This is a genomic window from Neobacillus drentensis (assembly GCF_021560175.1).
In the GTDB taxonomy this organism is placed as follows: domain Bacteria; phylum Bacillota; class Bacilli; order Bacillales; family Cytobacillaceae; genus Neobacillus; species Neobacillus drentensis_A.
Window position 1 is genome coordinate 3,897,776 of sequence record NZ_CP091110.1, and the last position, 20,270, is coordinate 3,918,045.

Sequence of the window (20,270 nt, forward strand, 5' to 3'; positions counted from 1 at the left end):
ATGAAAGAAATCATGTGGCTGGTGGCCAATTCGTTACGTTCCATCTTTTTAAACAAACGAAAAATTTTCTCATATGTGCTCGTACCGTTACTGGGCATCTTTATTGCCTTTATGGTGTATGGCAATACGGGTCCCTCCTATCTCAATGCCGGGATTGTGGACCAAGATCAGACGACGATTTCGAAAAATACCGCCAGTTTTATTGGCAGTTTAAAAAATGTAAAGACAAGTAAACTAAGGGAATCTGAGGTTAAAAACAAAATCGCTTCCGGCGACCTGGATTGCGCCATAATCATTGAACCAGGTTTTTCTCAAGCAATTATGAATGGCGAGAAGCCTGAGGTGCAGGTTGTATCGATTAAAGGAGCACAGGTTACGACTTTTATTACGACCTACCTTAACAACTATATTAGTAATCTTTCATCCCTACGAACTGCTGCCAATGGGGATGAAACGGTGTTTATAACTCTCTACGACAATTACCAAATTTCAGGGTTTAAGGTTTCTACGCATTCTTTAAAAGATACATCAAATAACAACGATATGACGATCCAGACGATTGGCTTTCTGCTAATGATTATGCTCAATTCTGCAGGCGGCTTGTCAGAATTGATTTTAAAAGAAAAAGAAAACCGAACCTATTTCCGGATTATGTCGACACCAATTGACGGTAAAAAGTATGTTCTTGCTAATGTGATTGTCAACATGATCATAATGACCATTCAAGTGGTTGTCACCATGACGGTTATGACGAAAGTCTTTGGTATTTCAGCTGGGGTCCCCTACTGGGAAATGATTGGTGTGATGATGTTTTTCTCACTTGTCTCTGTAGGTTTATCATTGGTCATTACTGCCTTTGCCACCAACTCGAATTCGGCAAGTGCCTTGCAAACTCTTATTATGACACCATCCTGCCTGTTGTCCGGCTGCTTCTGGCCAGTGGAAATCATGCCAAAAGCAGCCCAAAAAATTGCGGACTTCCTCCCGCAAAGATGGCTGCTCGACACAATCGCTGAACTGCAAAAAGGACATACACTCAGCAGTTTGGCATTAAATCTAGCAACCCTACTCGCCTTTGCCTTAGTGTTCTTTATGATTGCCATTTATAAGTTTAGCCGGAATAACAATGTTAGGAGTTTTATTTAAGCGAGTATCATTACAAAAAACCTCACCGAGCTTCGGCGAGGTTTTCAAATTTTGGGCTATTGAGTTTATTTCCGCTTATTTATCAAGAATTCGATTCTATTTTAATATTAGTAGAAGTCTGTTAAGAGCTGTATCAATTTAAGGAATTAATCCAAGCCTCAACCGTCATCACATCAGCTTGTCGCGGGAATACCTTCTCGGTAAGAACACGGTGAACCTCAGGGTCACCGTCGAGACAAGCATCCGATAGTACCGTAATTGCATAATCTTTATCCGCTGCTTCCCTTACTGTTGATAGAACTACACCACTTGTCGCAATCCCACTCAATATTAACGTGTCAATCCCCTTCGATCGCAGAATGACTTCCAGGTTACTTCCGGCGAAGGCACTGACTCGATACTTTGTTACGACTGGTTCATTCGGTTGGGGTTGCAGGGATTCGTGAATTTGCGTTCCTGGGTCTACGACCGTCATTCCCCCGAATTTAGACAAAGCTGAGAACATTTTATTCCGCGGATTGCTTTCAGGATAACCTTCGCTAAAGGCCACACGGACAAAAATGACTGGAATATTAGATCGGCGTGCAGCTTCCACTGCCTTTTGAAATGGAGAAAGAATGTCCTGGTTTTCTGAATAGCGAGACACAATACCATTTTGCAAATCCATCACTAATAGAGCTGTATTTTCGAAAGACTTCTTCATGTGTGAAACTCCTTTGAGGATTACTAACTCAACTTTCGCAGAGTGAAATCGGCAAATAAGCCTTGATATAACTAGGAAGGCCAGAAATCCATTGTTCAAGTTGACTTTTAATTAACTTTTTGATTTATTTATTTGTCTGTTTTAGGACATCTTGAAGAAGTTCCATTAATCGTTGCAACGCGACAGCCCAATCAAGTTCATTTACTTCATAGCATAATTCGTAAAAGAGACCACCTATTGTGCGATGATCAATATTACAACGATTCTGCCATGACAGTACAATAAAGCGAGCAAAGACAATAGTTGTATGGCAAATAAGCGCATCATATGAACGGCTTTGAAACTCCTTTTCAAGTTTTAAAAGAGATTTGGTCGCCTTAAAGAACACTTCAATATCCCAACGCATTTCATAGATTCGAACAATTTCCTGTTCAGAAAGAGTGTAATCGGTACTTAGGATGGCAAGCCAGTCGCTTTTCTTATTTCTATTTTGAATAAAAACAACTTTTATTAATGTTCCATTAGCCATAACTGTATGAATAGACCGAAGAATTCCTTTCTTAGATTGAACAGGCTGAGCTAATGTATACAACTGTCTTAAGGAAACTAACTTACCATTTATATTATAGCGTTGTTTTGTTTCTTTAACCATGCCAATTACATCTAATCCCTGATCCCCTATTGTTTTGCATAAATAACCTCTAGAAGTGCGACGTTTCAAAGGTGAAATTGTTCAAAAAAGCATAGTTTTAACCAAAACTGTAGGTGAAGACCAGCATCCTTCAAAAAGCTAATACTTCCTATTTTCGTAAAAAAAGAATGTATCAAAATAGAAATTCCTTTCTATTTTAATACATTCACTTATCTTGTTGACTCTTATTTAATTATTGTTCCTTTTTGTTTTTTTATGGTCACAATACGTTAAAAAGTGTCAATTTTATTTCTTCCATTTAACTTAAAAATTTTTCTTTTCTTTAATGTTCAATAATAAATTCACTTCTCCATCGTAGCCATTAACAGTTCCTGTATAAAGCTGATTTCCGGGACTAGATTTAGCTACTCTGGTTAATGACCATGTTACATTTACTTTTTCCTTACTTCCATCACTCATTAATGCTTCAACCATTTGAGGCAAAACATATTTGTCCCCTTCATTAATTGTCACATTTATATCTAGAATATCACTTATTACTTTTGCCTGAACAGGAACATGGAAATCATCAACGTTGATGTGTCCAAATCCACCTGTTGAATTATCTACAACTTTAATATATAAATCTTCTCCAATGAATTTAGAAGCATCCCAGTTTACACGACTATACTGTTCACTATTATTTCCTGTAGCCTTTAACAAAACAGTATTATCAGAAGCTCTTACTAAAGCTACATAAAGATTGTCAGTATCCTTTCCACCACCAACCAAGAAATTGATTTGTCCATCTCCTGCCAGCCTAAAGTTATTGGACTTTAATGAACCAGTAGCAGCATCTCCTAAACCGCCTTTTGCCGGATCTTTAAATCCCCATAGATGATATCCTGCTGAACCATCACTTCTCTGAGCCTGGTTGAAAGTCGCCCATCCAGAGTCAGTAGCGCTCGTTACCATATCGTTTGAAAAAGCATTTCCTTGTACTGTCCATCCTGTTAAGTCTCCAGTTTCAAATCCTGCATTTTCGATATTTCCTGTCTTAATTTTTGTATCCTGAAGGTGTGTCTCTACCGGAACTACAGTTCCATCTCCATAAGCAGATTTCATCGACCATACCTTCATGGACTTAACATCAACATTACCATCTCCATATATTTGCAATCCTAATGAATCATATCTTACCGGATATGCTCTAGTAGTTATACTCTTTGATCCATTGGCGTAAGCTTCAATCATGGATCTATCCAGGTATATATGAAGTTTTAATTTTTTCCCATCAAGTTCAAGTTTTCCTCCATAGATACCTTTTTTGGAATCTGGATTTATACTTGTTTTATTATTATTTACATTAACAGTGCTATTAGAGGCATCATAATATAGAACAGTTTCTTCTTGCCCATCAGGGCTTCTTCTAACCTTTATACCAAACTTTTTAGCACCCTTGGGTTGCAGCTCTAACTGAATGTCCAGCATATCGCCTTTAACATCCTTTAACAAAGCATTAGCCTCTGGTAAAGTTTTATTAGAGAAATTAACAAGTTGTTTATCATGTAGCGAATCGAGTTCATCCGATATTGGATTAATTCCAAGTTTTCCATCATCATAGGTTAATTGTAGTGGAAGTCCTGCATTATGTGCCCAGCCTGCATCATAATGATCCTGTTCTGAACGTGAATCCTGTGCAATGCTAAATACTATTGTCCTTCCTTTTTGATCAACAAAACCACTTGGACCGGAAAAATGCATTCCATAATCGAACATCTGTGGTGCTTCTTGATCTGGAGTAAATCTAAATGTCTTATTATCCCATTTACCAATCCAATATAAAACTGTTTTTGATTGATACAATGCGGTTTCTTGAAAATTAGAATAACTTGGACTTACTAGCATGATATATTTACCTGTTTCCTTTCCTTTGCTATCCTTTAATGGAAGGAAGACAGGCAATTCCCAAACTGTTCCATCTATAACATATTTATTATGATCCCCTTCGAATACTGGTCCTTTATAACTCCATGAAGTTAAATCTTTCGATGTATAAACCAATGCAGTTCCACCAGTTTTAACTCCATCCTTTTGTATACCTGAACCAACTAGCATAACCCAAGTATCTCCATCCTTAAATACAAATGGGTCTCTAAACTCTCCGTAAATAGCAGTTTCACCAGGATTTTGCCCCTGCAAATCTTTTTGTTCAACATTAACAAGCTGATTATACATATTCCAATTTGGCAATTCAGGATTAGAGTAATTTGTAGCTGTGGCAAGACCTATACTTTGGTTTGGTGTAGCACTGTCATTCCCCGCTGTAAAGAACAACACCGGCTTACCTTCTTTATCATAAGTTGCGCTACCTGACCATACTCCATCAGGTGCGACAGAATTTTCCTGTGGTGTTAGGGCAATAGGTTCTTCCTTCCAATGGACCAAATCTTTACTTACAGCGTGGCCCCAATTTATATAATGCCAATATGGTCCTCTTGGATTTGCCTGATAAAATATGTGATATTCTCCATTAAAATAAATAGGAGCATGAGGCTCATTCATCCAATTTTGCGGTGGACTATAATGAAATTGAGGTTTATATCGGTCTCCTGCTAAAATACTTGAGTCTAGTGTTAATTCTGGTTGAGGATCCGGAATATGTTGATTTAGCTTACTTAAATATGAATCATAGTTTTCTTTAACTTTTTCAGCTGTTATTGGAGCATATGAAATATTCAAATCATCTATTAAGCCATCAAACATATTAGCTGAAAAAACGCCATTTATTATTGTTGGTTGATTGTGCTTACCAATTATTAATGGCTCTGTTGACGGGGATATAAAACCTTTAACAGGAACCTTTTTTTCACCAACCAATTCACCATTTAAAAATAATCTCATATATTGACTATCCATATCATAAGTAGCAGTAACATAAGACCATTTTCCAAGAGGAATTGGTTTATCTTGAGCTGCATCAACTCTAAACCATGCGTTATTGATTCCTAGCTGCAAATCCCACGCACCATGTCTTCCAATGCCCAGTCCAAATCCTTGGGACTTACTTTTATCCTGCTGATTCACTATGATGGAATCTTGTCCAAGGTCACCATATTCATAGGTTCTTGGTGCTACCCATGCTGAAATAGTAATAGCATTAGACGGTTTTGGAATTTTATCTGCATCACGGCTAATCCAGGTTGAATAACCGTCAAATAAAAGTGCATTACCTAGAATACCTTTTTTCCAAAGCGGTCCGGTAATTGGTTTTTCCTTTGCCGTATTAAAAACATAATTCACATAATCCTCTGTTCCACTTATAGAATCCTTAGCCACAGTTCCCTTTTGTTCATCAAAATTCCAGGATGCAACTGTCCCAAAATTTTTGACATGTATATCATCCACATTTATATACCCAAAGTCCTTTGTAGAATTATCCACGATCTTTAAATACACTTTTTGCCCTATATATTGTGATGCATCCATTTCTACTCTGTTATATTGAATGCTATTGGTTGGATTTGTTACTTTTACAAGTTCAGTATTATCTTTTGCATTTACGAGTGCTACATATAGATAATTCTTATCTGCTCCGCCTGAAAGAAGCATATTTATTTTACCTGTTCCACCTAATACTAATTCTGACGACTTCAGCGCACCAACCTTTGAACTGTCTTTGTCCCATAAATGGTATTCGCCATTTATATTAAGTTTCACTCCGTTATAATCGGTTTCTTTAGTAACTGCATTGTTAAAAGCATCACCGCTTACTACATTCCATCCGGTTAAATCTTCACTTTCAAAATTTGGATTGATTATATCATCAGTGATTGGCTCATCAACATTATAGACATGAAAATCATCCACATTGATATGTCCAAATCCCCCGCCTGTTTTGTCAACAACTTTTATATATAGATATTGACCAATGTAAGCAGAAGCGTCCCATAAGACTCTTGTATAACCTTCATCGTTATTACCAGTTGCTTTAAACAATTCTTTTCCATCTTTAGCACTTACAAGTGCTACATAAAGGTTATCTAAATTATTTCCTCCTCCAACAAGGAAATTTATTGTGCCGTTTCTACCTAATTTAAATATATTAGATTTCATCTCGCCTTGCCCATCATCCCCCGCTCCACCTTTTGCTGGATCAATAAACCCCCAAACGTGATATTTGCCATGTTGATTAAAATTATGTGTTTGCCAATACTTATCTACATCTGATACTGCAAAAGTATTACCTGATACTTGCCATCCACTTAAATCTCCGGTTTCAAAATCCGGATTATTAATATTGTTAGTTATAGGCTTACTTAGATCTATTGCTATAAACCCATCAGTAGGTACAGTTTCATAATAGGTCTTAAATGCATCTGCAAACATTACTCCCCAATCAGATGTCGCATTATCAACTATTTCAATATATAAATTCTTGCCTTTATATGCCGACATATCAGCTCGATACTGAACCATATTTGCCAAATTCATACCTTGATCTACATGTGGAAAGTTTTTATCTGCAAATTCTGTATTTCCAAATTTCGCAATCATTTGCTTGGTGTCGGCATCATACACCTGGATATTACATAAATCTGTATTCTTTCCACCTCCTAATTTGAACGAAATCCAACCAGTCCCACCCAATTGAAAGGTAGATGAACGAAGTACTCCAGTTTCTGATTCTGGATAAGCCCATCCATCTAAATGATAGTTCCCTTCTTGATTGTACGGTATTTTTTCATTCCACCATGTTGTTGCATTGGATACACTGTTAGGGCCAAACGTTCCCCCTTTTACTACTGTCCATCCGGTGAGATCTCCAGTTTCGAAACTACCATTTATAATTTCATTTGGTACCACATCTGCTTTAATTTTGGATACAGGACCCATAATTGCTGTGAACATAATTATTAGTAACACTGACCATACACTGATTTTTTTACTTTTAATTGTTTTTCCCATTCATATTTCCCCTCTTTTTAACGATCTCCTCAATACTTTTGTTGTTATAAAAAACGGAAAGAGCTAAATTAAACGGTAATAATTACGTAAATTGCTAAGAGTGTATCCAATATCAAATAGGTAACTCCTCTTCATCCCTAAAAATGTCAAAAGGCATATGAGTACGAAGAAACACTTCCTAGTCAATTCCACAATGAAATATTTTAGGAGAGATAAGATAATCTTTTAATCTTACTATTAAAATGAACTTTCTAAATGTACTATTTGAAGTAATTCTTGTGGTGTTAAAACATACTAAGGAGCAATTAAAGAATCCAGATTAAAAGAAGAAGAGTGAAGTGATGCAGTTAATTATTGTTCAGACAAGCCTTTACAAATTAAAGGAAGGCTCCTTTTTGAAACGTTTCCAATGAAGGATAAAAAAATAAAACGAAACTACTTAGCTTTTTCATGCTTTGTAAATTACTATCAATCCATATTCTTTTTAGCTGCAAGGGATGAAACGTTTCCAATAAAGGATAAAAATTTTTACTGTTAGGTCATTTCACCTGCTCTGTACTTTACAGGGATTCGGAAACTTCTTGCTCAAACGTTTCACCTTCAATCTTTCTTAGGAGAAGTTTTACAGACGTTCAAGCCATTTCCTCCACCGGCTGCCGGATCGTTGATAAGACGGGGTGAAATAATTCATTATCTTGAATCCATCATAACCGATTACTTTTACATTGTCGGGAGTTATAATTCATCAAGCTCATCTTCAATATAATAGGCAAGCTCTGAAAAAAAGGATTCCATATACTAGGGAGAACTAGGGCTACCATTTTTTATTTTTACATTTTAAAGTTTCTTGCCACTTCATTATGTATATAATTTAATCTTTGGATAGCCTCAATCACTTTCTCCCTTTTTTCCGGCATAACACTAGGATGGTTGTTAATGACTCTTGAAACAGTACCAACTCCTCTCCCGCTAAGTTTCCACATCTTTAATACTAGGCACTACAACTACCTCCAAAATTTAAGCGATTTCATTAATTTATTTTTCATGGAAACGTTTCAATAGCTTTATTATTTTATCTTATCACCCATTTGGAAACGTTTCAACTGTTTTTTTATAAGATTTTTAGGAACTCGCCAAGATCGCGAATGATGGAATCGAAGCTAATCTCTACGAGATTATTGCTGATGATACGAGCCGGAATTTACAACAAGGCCTTGCCGGAGGAGTACCTTTCTTGTACCCGCAATTGTTTCACTAAAATTTCAAATAATTATTCTTAGGAGGGGGGCAACATGCGTTTTCTCGTTCATGTCAAAATTGATCCATCCACATCAGAGGAAGAAATTGCAGAACCTGTTACCTGCGGAACTAACACGATTTGCCGAATTAGTGGAACAGGGTATGATCAACACGTTTTACCTCTCCTACACAAGGGATGAGCATTGGTCCCTTTGTATTGCTGCCAGCGAGGACGAATTAAAAATGGCTTTGGAATCATTGCTATTTTATAAATTCATGAAAATAGAACACACCCAACTTATCGACGATACGAATCAGGCATAAACGAAAGTAGTACCGGAATCAGACTGACGTAAGTGTTTCTTGATTTCAAGCTCAGAAAAAACAGAATTAAGTTCTTTTGGTAGTTGATTGTATTGGCTATTTTGGTCTATCATGTAGATGACACCTCTTCTATATGGTTTGTGATTCTAGTCAATCTCACTATACCAAGGAACGAGGTGTTTTTCATTTTTAATTCATCTTGTCAAGCAACATAATAGATTGTATTAAAATTCAATACAGTCAACGAGTAGCACTTATTTTATTGGTGCGAAAGTTGAGTTACTAATAAATAATTTTTTCATGTTTCATCTAACATTCGGTACTTTTAAAATTTTACCGATTATACTAATACAAATCAAAAATAAGCCATAAAGATTCAGTAACTTTTTTAGAAACTGTATCTTCATGGCTTATTTCAATAGTATACTTAGACGTATTTTAGTCCTGCTTGCTTAATATTATTTTTATCTGCTGATCCACATGGTGTTACCGCATAGGTCATTTCACAGTTTGGACAATTCATAACGATTGTTTGTAGGATAAAAGTTTCTCCACAATCACATGAAATTTCGTGAGCCACTGTCGGAACAAAGTTTTCCTTCCCTTTACTTTTCACATGATCTACGACGTCTTTTCCATTTTTTAATCTTGTTGTACAACCACAACTCATTTTTCACCCTCCAAATACTTCATATAATAATCTATGTTCAGAATATCACATATTTATTTAAAGCTCTGTGTCCAAAAATCAACAGATATGCTCTTAAAAAATATCCATCAACCATCATGTTACAAAATACAAAGAAGCCTGCGCCACTTTGACTTTTATGTTATAAAAGTATTCAAAATAAAAGAAAAAACATTTTTATTCAGCCTGTAACTTAGTAATTTTTTCAATATTATTTTCAGAATAAAGATTTCTCCAGCGCACATTATATTAAAGGCTTGACCATTCAACTTTTAAGGGGGATTTTTATGAGCGACTTCTTAGGTTTATTCAGTGATGACAATTCACAAAATACGGAAAATCAAAATAACCAATCAAACTCAAGCAATCAAGGCAATGCAACCAGTTCAACTAGCCAAAATAGCCAACAGAGCAGCCAGCAAAATAGCCAAAATGGTCAAAATGATGGCACACTTCAACTTCATAAAGAAGAACTAGACATTACGAAAAATAGTGTGGATGCTGGTGATGTAGTGATTTCTAAAGATGTTGTCGAAGAACAAAAAACGGTTGATGTTCCTGTCATGCACGAGGAAGTTGTCATCACGAGAACCCCTATGAATAATGAACGAAGCGATTCATCTTCGATCTCCCAGGAGACCATCACTATTCCGGTGTCTCAGGAACAAGTGGAGGTAAACAAGTATGCAGTAACGACTGAGGAGATTTCCGCTTCAAAACGTCAAGTTGAGGAAACGCAGCAAGTCCAGGAGACTCTCAAGCGCGAAGAAGCTCATGTTGATACGACTGGAAATGTGAATGTCGTTTCCGATGAGTCAAGCTTTAGCGATATCAATAACAGCTAAACAAAAACACCTATTCATTGTTGAGCAATGAATAGGTGTTACATCACTTTCCTATGGAGGGAATTTAGTTGACTAAACAGCAGAATTCACGATTAGACCCACAAAATGAAATAACGCTCCAATTACATAAAGAGGAAATGGAACTAAATAAAAAATGGGTTGATACCGCCGAAGTTACCATCTATAAGAAAAAGTATACGGAGGAAAAACAAATACTGGTTCCTATCACCCGAGAGGACCTAATTATTGAGAAAAAGCTAGCAAATCCAAAAAATCCAGCAGATACAAAATTGGAAACGATCTGCATTCCTTTATCTGAAGAGAAGATTGAGGTCAAATTAACCCCAGCAATACTGAATGATGTAGAAATAAATAAGAATCAATATCAAGAACTTATCCAGGTTCATGAAATCTTAAAAGAAGAGAAAGTCCACATAGAAACGGTTGGAAATGTAAAACTAGATGATGAAGAACCTTTATCTTAGGTTTTCGTCGACTTGATAAATGATATAAAAAAGCAGCCTTGCTTAAAAACAAGACTGCATTCTAGACTGCTTATCCAGTTATTTTTTATCTTTCCCCATAAACGGAAGACCTGCAATATAACCAACATATCCTGGATTTTGTGAACTATTCATTAAATACGTATGTCCGTCAAGGTTATCGACCATCTGCAAGCCGGTTGATTCCCCGCCGCCCGGTACTGATAGGATTCTAGAAAGTTTTTTGGTATCGACATTGTAAGCCCAAGTATAGTTGTTTTCATGTTTATCGGAATCTTCAGCGATAAATAAAGTTCTCATATCTTGTGAAAATACGACGTTATCGGGATTCGCAATTTTATCAACGTTGGCGGTGTTTCCATCCACATCCGGTGTTGATAAATCTTCCCCCATTAAAGTTCCTGTCATGCTTACAGGTACATAATGACTACTTATTTTCTTGCCGTCGATTGTTTTTCTGTTAGGTTGAAAAGAAAGTTCATACACTCCACCAGCACTAATCTTTGGAAGTTGGATATCATCTGCAGGTGCTGCAGGATCTGCTAACATCGTCTTTTCCTGATAGGAAATAGCCACGTAAGCCTTATTGTCTTTTTCATTAAAATCAAGACCTTCCATTTTATTAAATTCAACAGTTGCACCTAGGTAAGCCGCATATCGATGCGTTTCTAAGAACGCAGCAGCAGTTTCCATTCCTGGTTTCACTTTCACCCATTCCACTTTCCCACCATTTGCTGCTGTTTTGATCGCTTTGTAGCCCTCAGCTTTTCCCTTTACAGCATCATCTGTTGCCTCAAAAATATCACTGAATTTGGTAGTATCAGCAAGCTTCTCCATTTCCTTATCGGTAGCATGTCCAAGCTTAATCCATTCAAGGTTAGCCGAACCGCCATTCTCCGTGCCGGTTTGGACCCATTTAGCCGCATAAAGTGTACCAGCTGATAAATCCTTTTCTTTGTCAGCCACATACATAAACAGCGCGCCAGGATTGCTGTCGATTCCATAAATAACAGTTCGATTATCAGGCATAACTTTCACTCGTTCGAAGGCCATTCTGCCCATACTGAAATGTTTGACCACCTTTGTTCCACCTTTAGCATCCACTGTTACTTCAGGTACGTGGCCGTAGTAGTAGGGATTGCCCGTTATAGTTGGGTCATTATAATAGTTTTTCATAAAATTAGTTACAGCAGAGGCGGAAGGATTTTTTTCATGTGCTCTAGCATCTGGGTCTGTTTCTTCCGAGCCAAGATGGGTATTCCATGGAGTCAATAGACCCGCACACGGTTTCCAAATTCCATGAACCGCTGAAAAATCGATCGGTTTGATATCGACAACAGTCAATTGACCTGTAGCTGTGTCCATCTTAACGGTGCTCAGACTCATGGTACCCGGATTTTCTAATCCATTCTCGTTTTTTGGCATCGACTCGTAATGGCTGATCAAATAATATGTATTCTCAGGTAATCCTGGAACCTTCATCAAGCTATTCATATCGGGAGCTGTCGATACGTACGGAGTTCCATTGGATTTAGTCATCACTTGTCCATTTGCATTCATGGTCACCCCCGCAATTTTACCATTGATTACCTCGCCGGGTCTAAACAAGGATTCATAGCTTAGCGGAACTGTCTTCTTTGTTCCATCATTGTAAGTCACCTTTACCGATGCTTTAGAGTACATTAGTTCAGTTTTTTCTTGCAAGGTCTTTGGTGCATCCATTCCGAGGAATTCAACTGATTTAATTTTTCCGGGTTCTTTAGGGGCTGCCATAACGGCATTAAATGAAGATAGTGTGAATGTTGCTGCAAGTACTGGTACTAATATTTTTTTCAATTCTTCTCACTCCCAATTTTGGTTTGGTTTACTCTTAAAACAATAACGGGAAATCATTAAGCCGATGTGAAGGGAATGTAGGAGTTGTGTAAATTTTTAGAATTATTAATTTAACAAAAAAAGTGACCAGATTCAAAACTGGTCTGTTTAATTTTAGTCTTAGGTTTTCCGTCTTTATGACCCGCAACAATGGCATAGGGATTTACGTTATGCTTAATCAAGCGATCAATCGAGCTGCTTCTTAGTTATTCAACTCCGTGTTAGGTTAGGTCAATTGCCTCTTTTTCTATTTCAAGAAAACAAATTCTCTGGTAACCGCATACACTGTTGGTGAACAACCGATGACAGGGGGTGAAAATAAATGAGTTCTAATCATTTTTGCTGGGGAGCATTTCTTGGATTTTTAACAGGGGTATTCTGGGTACTTGCTGTCGTTTTGGGCTGGATTACCACTTTACTTGGAATTATTGGCCTAGGTGGTTTACTTGTTACTGTTATCAACTTCCTAATTGCTTTAATAGGCATTCTAGCTTTCCTTATCTTCGGATTATGTGTTTTCAAAAAAGCCTGGCATCACTGTAAGTGAATTAGCCATGGTGAATAATAGATATTCATTCCCGTAACACTCGATATTTAGCAATCTTAATCAAAACTAAAAAAAAGCGGGCAACAAGAGCCGTAATCGGCCTTATCCCGCTTTTTATTTTAAACTTAGAATTTAGAATGATAGTTTTCGATTTCCCATGTATGAACGGCTGTACGGTAGCTATCCCATTCTGTTTTCTTCAATAATACATATTCATTGTAAACATGTTCCCCGAGTGTTTTAGCAGCAATTTCTCCTGCTTCTAATTCTTTAACCGCTTCAGCTAAGCTGCCTGGCAAGTTATCGATTCCCCTGAATGCTCTTTCTTCTTCATTCATGTGGAAGATATCCTCATTAATTGGTGCTGGTGCCTCTAAACCTTTTTCAATTCCGTCTAAACCTGCAGATGCAATCACCGCAAATGTTAAGTAAGGGTTAGAAGATGGATCTGGACAGCGTAATTCTACGCGTGTTGCGAGTCCTCTTTTTGCAGGAATACGAATTAGCGCTGAACGGTTTGATGCAGACCAAGCAATATAACAAGGAGCTTCGTAACCAGGTACTAAACGCTTATAAGAGTTTACTAACGGGTTGGTTACCGCTGCAATGCCCTTTACGTTTTCTAGTACTCCCGCAATAAATTGGTACGCTTTTTCTGATAATTGCATCTCATCAGTTGGATCAAAAAACGCATTGTCGCTTCCTTCAAAGAATGACATATTTACGTGCATACCAGAACCGTTGATTCCGAACACTGGCTTTGGCATAAAGGTAGCATGCATACCAAATTTCTTTGCCACTGTTTTTACAACCCATTTATAGGTAGTTGCAAGGTCAGCTGCCGTTAATACATCGGCATATTTAAAGTTAATTTCATGTTGTCCCTCAGCTACTTCGTGGTGAGAAGCTTCAATCGTAAAGCCCATTGCTTTTAATGCACGGTAGATTTCTAAACGAACGCGCTCACCAAGATCATGTGGAGATGGCTCAAAATAACCTGCTTTATCTGTTAACTCTGTAGTTGCGTATCCATTGTCATCGTTTTTAAATAAGAAAAACTCTAACTCAGGACCTACTGAAATGGTATATCCTTTATCAGCTGCACGGTCTACTGTTTTTTTCAAAACATTTCTTGTATCACCTTCGAAAGGAGTGCCGTCTGGATTGGCTGCTGAGCATAGGAACCGAGCTTCTGAATATCCAGCTTCTTCTGTCCAAGGCAGAACCGCAAATGTTGTTAAATCTGGTTGAAGATAAAGGTCTGATTTATTAATAGGTGAAAAACCTTTGACAGAAGAACCATCAAACATCATTTTACCTTCTACTACGTCTTCTAATTGCGCACTTGTAACCGTGACGTGTTTTAAAATCCCTTCAATATCGACAAATTGCAAATGTAATAGTTCAACACTTTTCGCTTTGATGATTTCTTTGATTTGCTCTAAAGTTGCTTCTGTAGATGCGTTTGATATTAGTGTTCCAGCCACGTCACATTACCTCTCATTTTCATGTTATATTTTGTCACATCATTTAATAACTAGATTATATTTTATAAATACAAGTTTGACAATCCTTTTTTGTATATTTTTTTGAATATTTATTCTAATTTTTTCGAAAGCGTTTTCATTTATCCCCTAGTAAATAAAGGGATACCTCTATCAGCAGTCGAATGTTTATAAATAAATATGCAAAAATATGTAATACTTATCAAATTCCATTGCAAAACGTTACAAGGGCTGCTCCTGATGTGGGGCAGCCCTTTTTAATCAAAGTTAAAAATTAAATTTTCATTTTTCCCGTATCAATTATTTTTTTCAGATAATCGTATTCTTTTTGCTGTAAGATGTCGATCTCGTTGTTGGTGGCAAGAAGAATCTGATCCCTGCATTTTGCTATTCTTTGAATCATGGGATGAATGGTGAGACTCGATAAATTCACAAAATCGTATAAGTCGTTTAGGCATGCAGGTAGTTTATAGCCTCTATTACTGCTTGCAATCAATAATCCGCTGTCCCGAAGCTTAGAAACGATGGTTGAGCGAAAGTTATGCGGATTTAATTTTACATCGCGGATAGCGTTCAGATTGTCTAAGATTTCCTCTGTATATACATACTCGTCCGGATTTTCCTTCAAATTAAATAACAGAAACTTTAGGAAATCTAAGCGAAGCCGCTCATCCTCATCGTCACTGTTTCGATGCCTTTCAATATATTTATACGTTAAATTAACGGCTTGCTCTATAATAATTTCATCAGATTTTGAGTGATGATGCTCTGGCTGATAGTCAAAAAGAAAGTTCTTATAGTCTTGGGGCAAAAGGTTTACGGCAGCTATCTTGCTTTTAAAGATTTTAGAAAAAGAACGGTATTGATCCGTATAGATTGTCCTTTCATATCCTGTTGCAAGAATCCTGGTGATTAAGTTTGCTAGCTGGGGAATGTTGTCTGAACGCGTTTGGTTGAATCCGAAGGTAGAATAATTAAATAAATCCGGTATACTTCTTGTTTTAATATAATCGTTAAATGACCTAATAAAGAGTTTAGGTTCTTGTTCATCTGCCGCAAAGTCAAGTTGTTCGAAGGTTCGATTTAAGTCATCATAGATTTGTCTGTTTAAGTACTTAAGGAAAGGTACTTTATATAAAATTCCATGGTCTTCTCTTATTTTTCTTTTATCAATAACATAGGCATAAATACTAAATGGTAACTCCTTTAGGTCATTTATGAGCTGCATGGTTTGGGTTGGATCCTGGCCAATGATGTTAGGATCCATTTCTCCAGTTTGAAAGTACTTTTTGCTAATCTTTTCAAGTTCCCTTTCTAAAGACGCTTTATTTGATTCCTTTAGGAGAATAGACGCAATAATAAAATGGGTTGATCCTATCCCCTTTTCAAAATCAAATCGATCATCACCCAATTCATCCATAAAAGCATATTGGATTTCCTCCATCTTTCCACCACCCTGAATGAAATTTTGTCGTAATATACAAGTTCAACAAAATTCCATTGAAACCTCCTAACCTATGCTATTTTCAATAAAAAGGGCACTAATAATTAGCGCCCTTCCTAAAAAAGTCACCTGTTATTGTCTTCTTTTTCACCAACCGTAGTATTCCCAATTTTTGGTTCGGTTGTGGAGTTGGTTTCATTTGGAACCCAATCAAAACTTGGTTCGGTTGTACCTGTTGACATTAATGGCTGGATGACTCCATCTGCCTTGGATGCATTTTTTGTACTTTTGGAGTTAGAGTTTTCTTGTACCAAACTTTTTTCCTCCTTTTCATTTCCCAAATTTCTTGGCTAAAGGCTCCTCCTTATTATGGACCAAATGAAAAAGAAAAATAATTAAATTAATTCTTCCTTCAATTCTTTGTTTTTCCCAATATCCCTTACTCCCCTTTTTATATTCAAGTTGAGCTATAAGTCTTACCAGCCCTTCGAGAAGTTAAGGATGTAATATGTGCTAGATGGTGGCGGCCATGCCATGCATACATTCCGATATTCCTGCCTACAGATACTTCACCTGATTCAGGATGTAAAAATGTTTTTTTCAAATCATTCGGACTTAAACTACGAAGGAGTTGGACCAATCGTTTATGGAGGGCTGTTAGGAGTTCTAAGGAAACATTAATAGGTGATTTACTATCAGGCAGTTCCGCCCATTTTTCTTCTTGGTAAGGCTTAATCGTTGGATTTTCCTCGGTGAGGGCCAATTTAATACGGATATATGCATTCATATGACTATCAGCCAGATGATGGACAACCTGACGTACTGTCCATCCCCCAAGTCGATATGGGGTTGCAAGCTGTTCCATATTCATGTTTTTTACAGCTGATCTTAAAAGTTCAGGTAATTCCTCAATCTCTTCTATCCAAGAATTAACAACATCGTTGGTTATTTCACCTTTAAATTCAAATTTCCCAATTGGATACCTTTCGTCCATGAGCATCTCCCCCTTTTCTATTTAATTTTAGCAAATTATCCCACCATTTTAAATAATCCTTTTGGAAGTGATTTGAACTTTGGTAATGATTTACTTTTTTGAATGATTGGATTATGATATAAATGTGATATCACTTTTATATCACTTTACCTTTGGGAGGGGTTCAAGATGAGAGAAAAGTCAATTTTTAAAATTAATGGATTTGCCGCAATGATTATTGCACTTGCCTGTATTGGTTTTGGTATTTATTTAATTGTTACTGGTACAACAATCCCTGAAAAAATAGCTGGAGTCATTGTGTTAATTTTAGGATTAGTCATTGCAACAAGTTTAACCATTGTACAACCAAATGAGGCTAAAGTCTTAACGTTTTTTGGTACTTATCTCGGTGTTATTCGGGATCAAGGCTTATGGGCTACTATTCCATTCACATTCAAACGAAGCGTTTCACTGCGTGTAACGAATTTTAACAGCGAGAAATTAAAAGTAAATGATCTAGAGGGTAATCCTATTGAAATTGCCGCGGTTGTGGTCTATAAAGTAAGAGATGCCGCCAAAGCATTGTACGACGTAGAGAACTATGAAAAATTCATTCAAATTCAAAGTGAGACCGGTATTCGCCATATTGCAAGCACCTATGCCTATGATTCATTTGAAAATAACACAAATGCATTTACCCTGCGGCAAAATAGTGACGAAGTCTCGGACGTGTTGGTTCGTGATCTTCAAAGAAGACTGGATGTTGCTGGCGTAGATGTGATTGAAGCCAGACTGATGCACCTTGCCTATTCTTCGGAAATCGCCTCTGCGATGCTTCAAAGACAGCAAGCTCAAGCTGTTTTATCTGCTCGTAAAGTGATTGTTGACGGTGCTGTTGGTCTTGTAAAAGCAGCGATTGACCAGCTAACCGAACAGGATATTGTAGAGCTTGATGAAGAGAAGAAGGCTCAAATGGTCAATAACCTAATGGTCGCGATTGTTTCCGAAAAAGGTACACAGCCAATTATCAATACCGGAAGTATTTATTAAGGTCGTGTAGTAAATGAGTAAACGAAAAGCATTTCCGCTTCGGATTGACCCAAAGTTATATGAGGTATTGGAAAAATGGGCTGAAGATGAGCTGCGAAGTGTAAACGCCCAAATAGAGGTAATTTTAAAAGAGGCTGCAAAAAAAGCGAAAAGATTAAAATAAATACATGAAGCCATTTACGCCACTTTCTAAATGAAGCTAGGATTTTACATTTAGGAATGTTTTTGTTAATGATCGGACAATTAAAACCCTCTACATCTCACTTCCGCCTTGAACTAAGGCGGTTTTTCTTTTCCCCCGACATAATGTTTACCTCCTTGGCAATAATAAACAAATAGTATAAAGATAAATGACCGGAGGAAGAGACTATGGAGCATACTTGGCTTTCTCTGTTACCTTTTATTATTGTCATCTCCATGTCCATATGGCTGAAAAACATCTTGCCTGGCTTGGTTGTTGGCTTACTGGCCGGGGCTTTTATTGTTCAAACTCATTTATTGGCTGGTGCCTATCAAACCGTTTCTTATATTGTTACAACCCTATCCAATGGAAACAATATAAAAATTATCGGGTTTCTTTATTTATTTGGCGGGTTAGTCGGGATGATGAATATTTCCGGTGGCATTAAAGGATTCTCGGAATGGATTGGAGCTAGGATTAAGACAGAACGAGGACTCTTAGGACTCATTTGGCTCACCCTCCCCTTCACGTTTATGATGCCGATGTTCCGGATTATGATGATTGGGCCAGTCGTTAAATCGCTTATAAAAAAGATGAATGTCCCTAAACAACGGGTTGGCTTAATGATGGATATTTCCACAGAGTCAGTTATTGTCCTTTTGCCCGTTGCGACAGCGTTTGTGGGATTCATGGTTTCATTAGTAGAAGGAAGCATCCGAAAACTGCAATTAGACATGTCGGCTTATCATGTATTCCTGCTAAGTATCTTGTTTGATTTTTTTGCGATTTTAATGCTGGTAATTGGAATTCTATTTACCTTCTGGAATCCCGACAAGAGAAGTCATGCTAGACAACGTGACCATGAGTTATTAGATGCAGAAGGAAATGAGTTTCACCGCGCAGGCATACAAAAAGAATTGTCCTTGGTCAAAGCCCAGCCTTGGAATTTAATTTTCCCTGTCTTTTTACTGCTAGGATTATCTTTATTCCTTTTGTGGAAAGATGGTATAGATAAAGGGGCTAAAACGGTTTTCGAAGCTTTTTCGAGGGCAGATGCGACCTTCGTGATGCTGCTCGCTGTTTTCATCACACTTGTTTTATCTTTTGTGTTTTACATCATTAGGAGACAAGCATTGCATGAAATCTTATACCATTTTTATGATGGCGGAAATCAAATGATGGAGGCCATAAGTCTCCTAGTCCTCATCTGGTCTTTGACCTTAGCTGCTGAGGATTTAGGTTTTTCAAAATTTATCAGCTCGACATTAGGGTCATTTCTGCCAGCTTTTTTGACCCCTGTCACTATTTTTGTGCTCGGTTCTTTAATCGGCTATTTTATTGGGTCTTCCTGGGGAACTTGGGGGTTATTTATGCCTTTAGGTATGTCGCTGGCTGTTTCTACCGGTGCATCGATTCCGTTAACAGTCGGAGCCGTGTTTGCGAGCGGGGCATTTGGTGCGTTAACTTCGCCCTTGGGTGATACGACTATTACGACCGCGTCGATCTTGGATATGCCACTAGTCGAGTATGCCCGCTTTAAATTGAAGATATCTGTCATTGGTGCTGCGATTGCGATTTGTTTATATTTAGTTAGTGCGTTGTTTTATATTTAGTCAATTTTAAGGACATTTCAGTCATTTTTAAAACC

The 20,270-nt window shown here is 37.3% G+C and carries 16 protein-coding genes and 2 pseudogenes; 8 read left to right on the top strand and 10 right to left on the bottom strand.

What is annotated here, in order from left to right:
- Entirely contained in the window at nucleotides 1-1,146 is a 1,146-nt protein-coding gene (locus tag L1999_RS18160; protein WP_235739848.1) for an ABC transporter permease, read from the top strand.
- Between the two features lie 133 nt (nucleotides 1,147-1,279).
- On the opposite strand, the gene L1999_RS18165 is transcribed toward L1999_RS18160, so the two are convergent.
- The 4 genes and pseudogenes from L1999_RS18165 to L1999_RS29895 form a co-directional block, all read right to left on the bottom strand.
- Nucleotides 1,280-1,849 carry a cysteine hydrolase family protein gene (locus L1999_RS18165; protein ID WP_235739849.1) on the bottom strand — a complete coding sequence of 190 codons (570 nt, stop codon included), beginning with the start codon at nucleotides 1,847-1,849 and terminating at the stop codon, nucleotides 1,280-1,282.
- A 28-nt stretch (nucleotides 1,850-1,877) separates the two neighbouring features.
- A pseudogene (locus L1999_RS18170) lies at nucleotides 1,878-2,543 on the bottom strand (IS4 family transposase); the annotation flags it as partial.
- Nucleotides 2,544-2,804: 261 nt separating this feature from the next.
- Nucleotides 2,805-7,448 carry a GH32 C-terminal domain-containing protein gene (locus L1999_RS18175; RefSeq protein ID WP_235739850.1) on the bottom strand — a complete coding sequence of 1,548 codons (4,644 nt, stop codon included), beginning with the start codon at nucleotides 7,446-7,448 and terminating at the stop codon, nucleotides 2,805-2,807.
- A 744-nt stretch (nucleotides 7,449-8,192) separates the two neighbouring features.
- Nucleotides 8,193-8,447 (bottom strand): annotated as a pseudogene (locus tag L1999_RS29895) (LacI family DNA-binding transcriptional regulator); the annotation flags it as partial.
- Nucleotides 8,448-8,740: 293 nt separating this feature from the next.
- Between L1999_RS29895 and L1999_RS18180 the strand changes: the two are divergent.
- Nucleotides 8,741-8,887, top strand: a complete 147-nt coding sequence (locus L1999_RS18180; protein ID WP_235739851.1) for a hypothetical protein — start codon at nucleotides 8,741-8,743, stop codon at nucleotides 8,885-8,887.
- A gap of 551 nt (nucleotides 8,888-9,438) precedes the next feature.
- On the opposite strand, the gene L1999_RS18185 is transcribed toward L1999_RS18180, so the two are convergent.
- Entirely contained in the window at nucleotides 9,439-9,681 is a 243-nt protein-coding gene (locus tag L1999_RS18185) for a hypothetical protein (RefSeq protein ID WP_235739852.1), read from the bottom strand.
- Nucleotides 9,682-9,986: 305 nt separating this feature from the next.
- On the opposite strand from L1999_RS18185, the gene L1999_RS18190 reads away from it, so the two are divergent.
- Both L1999_RS18190 and L1999_RS18195 read left to right on the top strand, forming a co-directional pair.
- Nucleotides 9,987-10,544 (top strand): YsnF/AvaK domain-containing protein, encoded by a 558-nt coding sequence (locus L1999_RS18190; protein WP_235739853.1) that lies wholly within the window; start codon nucleotides 9,987-9,989, stop codon nucleotides 10,542-10,544.
- 68 nt (nucleotides 10,545-10,612) lie between these two features.
- Nucleotides 10,613-11,029 carry a YsnF/AvaK domain-containing protein gene (locus tag L1999_RS18195; protein ID WP_235739854.1) on the top strand — a complete coding sequence of 139 codons (417 nt, stop codon included), beginning with the start codon at nucleotides 10,613-10,615 and terminating at the stop codon, nucleotides 11,027-11,029.
- Between the two features lie 78 nt (nucleotides 11,030-11,107).
- On the opposite strand, the gene L1999_RS18200 is transcribed toward L1999_RS18195, so the two are convergent.
- Complete coding sequence (locus L1999_RS18200; protein WP_235739855.1) at nucleotides 11,108-12,883, bottom strand: PhoX family protein; 1,776 nt, start codon at nucleotides 12,881-12,883, stop codon at nucleotides 11,108-11,110.
- 361 nt (nucleotides 12,884-13,244) lie between these two features.
- Between L1999_RS18200 and L1999_RS18205 the strand changes: the two genes are divergently transcribed.
- The gene (locus L1999_RS18205; RefSeq protein WP_215041888.1) at nucleotides 13,245-13,469 is read left to right on the top strand and encodes an ABC transporter; all 225 of its coding nucleotides are present in this window, start codon (nucleotides 13,245-13,247) and stop codon (nucleotides 13,467-13,469) included.
- Between the two features lie 125 nt (nucleotides 13,470-13,594).
- Here the strand turns inward: L1999_RS18205 and glnA are convergent, their stop codons facing one another.
- The 4 genes from glnA to L1999_RS18225 form a co-directional block, all read right to left on the bottom strand.
- The gene (gene glnA / locus L1999_RS18210) at nucleotides 13,595-14,956 is read right to left on the bottom strand and encodes a type I glutamate--ammonia ligase (protein WP_235739856.1); all 1,362 of its coding nucleotides are present in this window, start codon (nucleotides 14,954-14,956) and stop codon (nucleotides 13,595-13,597) included.
- Between the two features lie 292 nt (nucleotides 14,957-15,248).
- Nucleotides 15,249-16,418 (bottom strand): hypothetical protein, encoded by a 1,170-nt coding sequence (locus L1999_RS18215; RefSeq protein ID WP_235739857.1) that lies wholly within the window; start codon nucleotides 16,416-16,418, stop codon nucleotides 15,249-15,251.
- Nucleotides 16,419-16,543: 125 nt separating this feature from the next.
- Nucleotides 16,544-16,732 carry a hypothetical protein gene (locus L1999_RS18220; protein WP_235739858.1) on the bottom strand — a complete coding sequence of 63 codons (189 nt, stop codon included), beginning with the start codon at nucleotides 16,730-16,732 and terminating at the stop codon, nucleotides 16,544-16,546.
- 143 nt (nucleotides 16,733-16,875) lie between these two features.
- On the bottom strand, nucleotides 16,876-17,412 hold the full coding sequence (locus L1999_RS18225; protein WP_235739859.1) for a YfiT family bacillithiol transferase: 537 nt from the start codon (nucleotides 17,410-17,412) through the stop codon (nucleotides 16,876-16,878).
- A 168-nt stretch (nucleotides 17,413-17,580) separates the two neighbouring features.
- On the opposite strand from L1999_RS18225, the gene L1999_RS18230 reads away from it, so the two are divergent.
- From L1999_RS18230 to L1999_RS18240, 3 genes are all read left to right on the top strand, one after another.
- Nucleotides 17,581-18,441, top strand: a complete 861-nt coding sequence (locus L1999_RS18230) for an SPFH domain-containing protein (protein WP_235739860.1) — start codon at nucleotides 17,581-17,583, stop codon at nucleotides 18,439-18,441.
- A gap of 13 nt (nucleotides 18,442-18,454) precedes the next feature.
- On the top strand, nucleotides 18,455-18,604 hold the full coding sequence (locus tag L1999_RS18235; protein ID WP_235739861.1) for a type II toxin-antitoxin system antitoxin: 150 nt from the start codon (nucleotides 18,455-18,457) through the stop codon (nucleotides 18,602-18,604).
- A gap of 206 nt (nucleotides 18,605-18,810) precedes the next feature.
- Nucleotides 18,811-20,235: a Na+/H+ antiporter NhaC family protein gene (locus L1999_RS18240; RefSeq protein WP_235739862.1), complete on the top strand. Its 1,425-nt coding sequence runs from the start codon at nucleotides 18,811-18,813 to the stop codon at nucleotides 20,233-20,235.
- Nucleotides 20,236-20,270 lie beyond the last annotated feature (35 nt).

Bases quoted from the DNA above. Each gene is read 5' to 3' on its own strand.
- L1999_RS18235 (WP_235739861.1), top strand. From the start codon at position 18,455: ATGAGTAAACGAAAAGCATTTCCGCTTCGGATTGACCCAAAGTTATAT.
- L1999_RS18205 (WP_215041888.1), top strand. From the start codon at position 13,245: ATGAGTTCTAATCATTTTTGCTGGGGAGCATTTCTTGGATTTTTAACA.
- L1999_RS18190 (WP_235739853.1), top strand. From the start codon at position 9,987: ATGAGCGACTTCTTAGGTTTATTCAGTGATGACAATTCACAAAATACG.
- L1999_RS18165 (WP_235739849.1), bottom strand. From the start codon at position 1,849: ATGAAGAAGTCTTTCGAAAATACAGCTCTATTAGTGATGGATTTGCAA.
- L1999_RS18225 (WP_235739859.1), bottom strand. From the start codon at position 17,412: ATGGACGAAAGGTATCCAATTGGGAAATTTGAATTTAAAGGTGAAATA.
- L1999_RS18160 (WP_235739848.1), top strand. From the start codon at position 1: ATGAAAGAAATCATGTGGCTGGTGGCCAATTCGTTACGTTCCATCTTT.
- L1999_RS18215 (WP_235739857.1), bottom strand. From the start codon at position 16,418: ATGGAGGAAATCCAATATGCTTTTATGGATGAATTGGGTGATGATCGA.
- L1999_RS18175 (WP_235739850.1), bottom strand. From the start codon at position 7,448: ATGGGAAAAACAATTAAAAGTAAAAAAATCAGTGTATGGTCAGTGTTA.
- L1999_RS18185 (WP_235739852.1), bottom strand. From the start codon at position 9,681: ATGAGTTGTGGTTGTACAACAAGATTAAAAAATGGAAAAGACGTCGTA.
- L1999_RS18240 (WP_235739862.1), top strand. From the start codon at position 18,811: ATGGAGCATACTTGGCTTTCTCTGTTACCTTTTATTATTGTCATCTCC.
- L1999_RS18180 (WP_235739851.1), top strand. From the start codon at position 8,741: ATGCGTTTTCTCGTTCATGTCAAAATTGATCCATCCACATCAGAGGAA.
- L1999_RS18230 (WP_235739860.1), top strand. From the start codon at position 17,581: ATGAGAGAAAAGTCAATTTTTAAAATTAATGGATTTGCCGCAATGATT.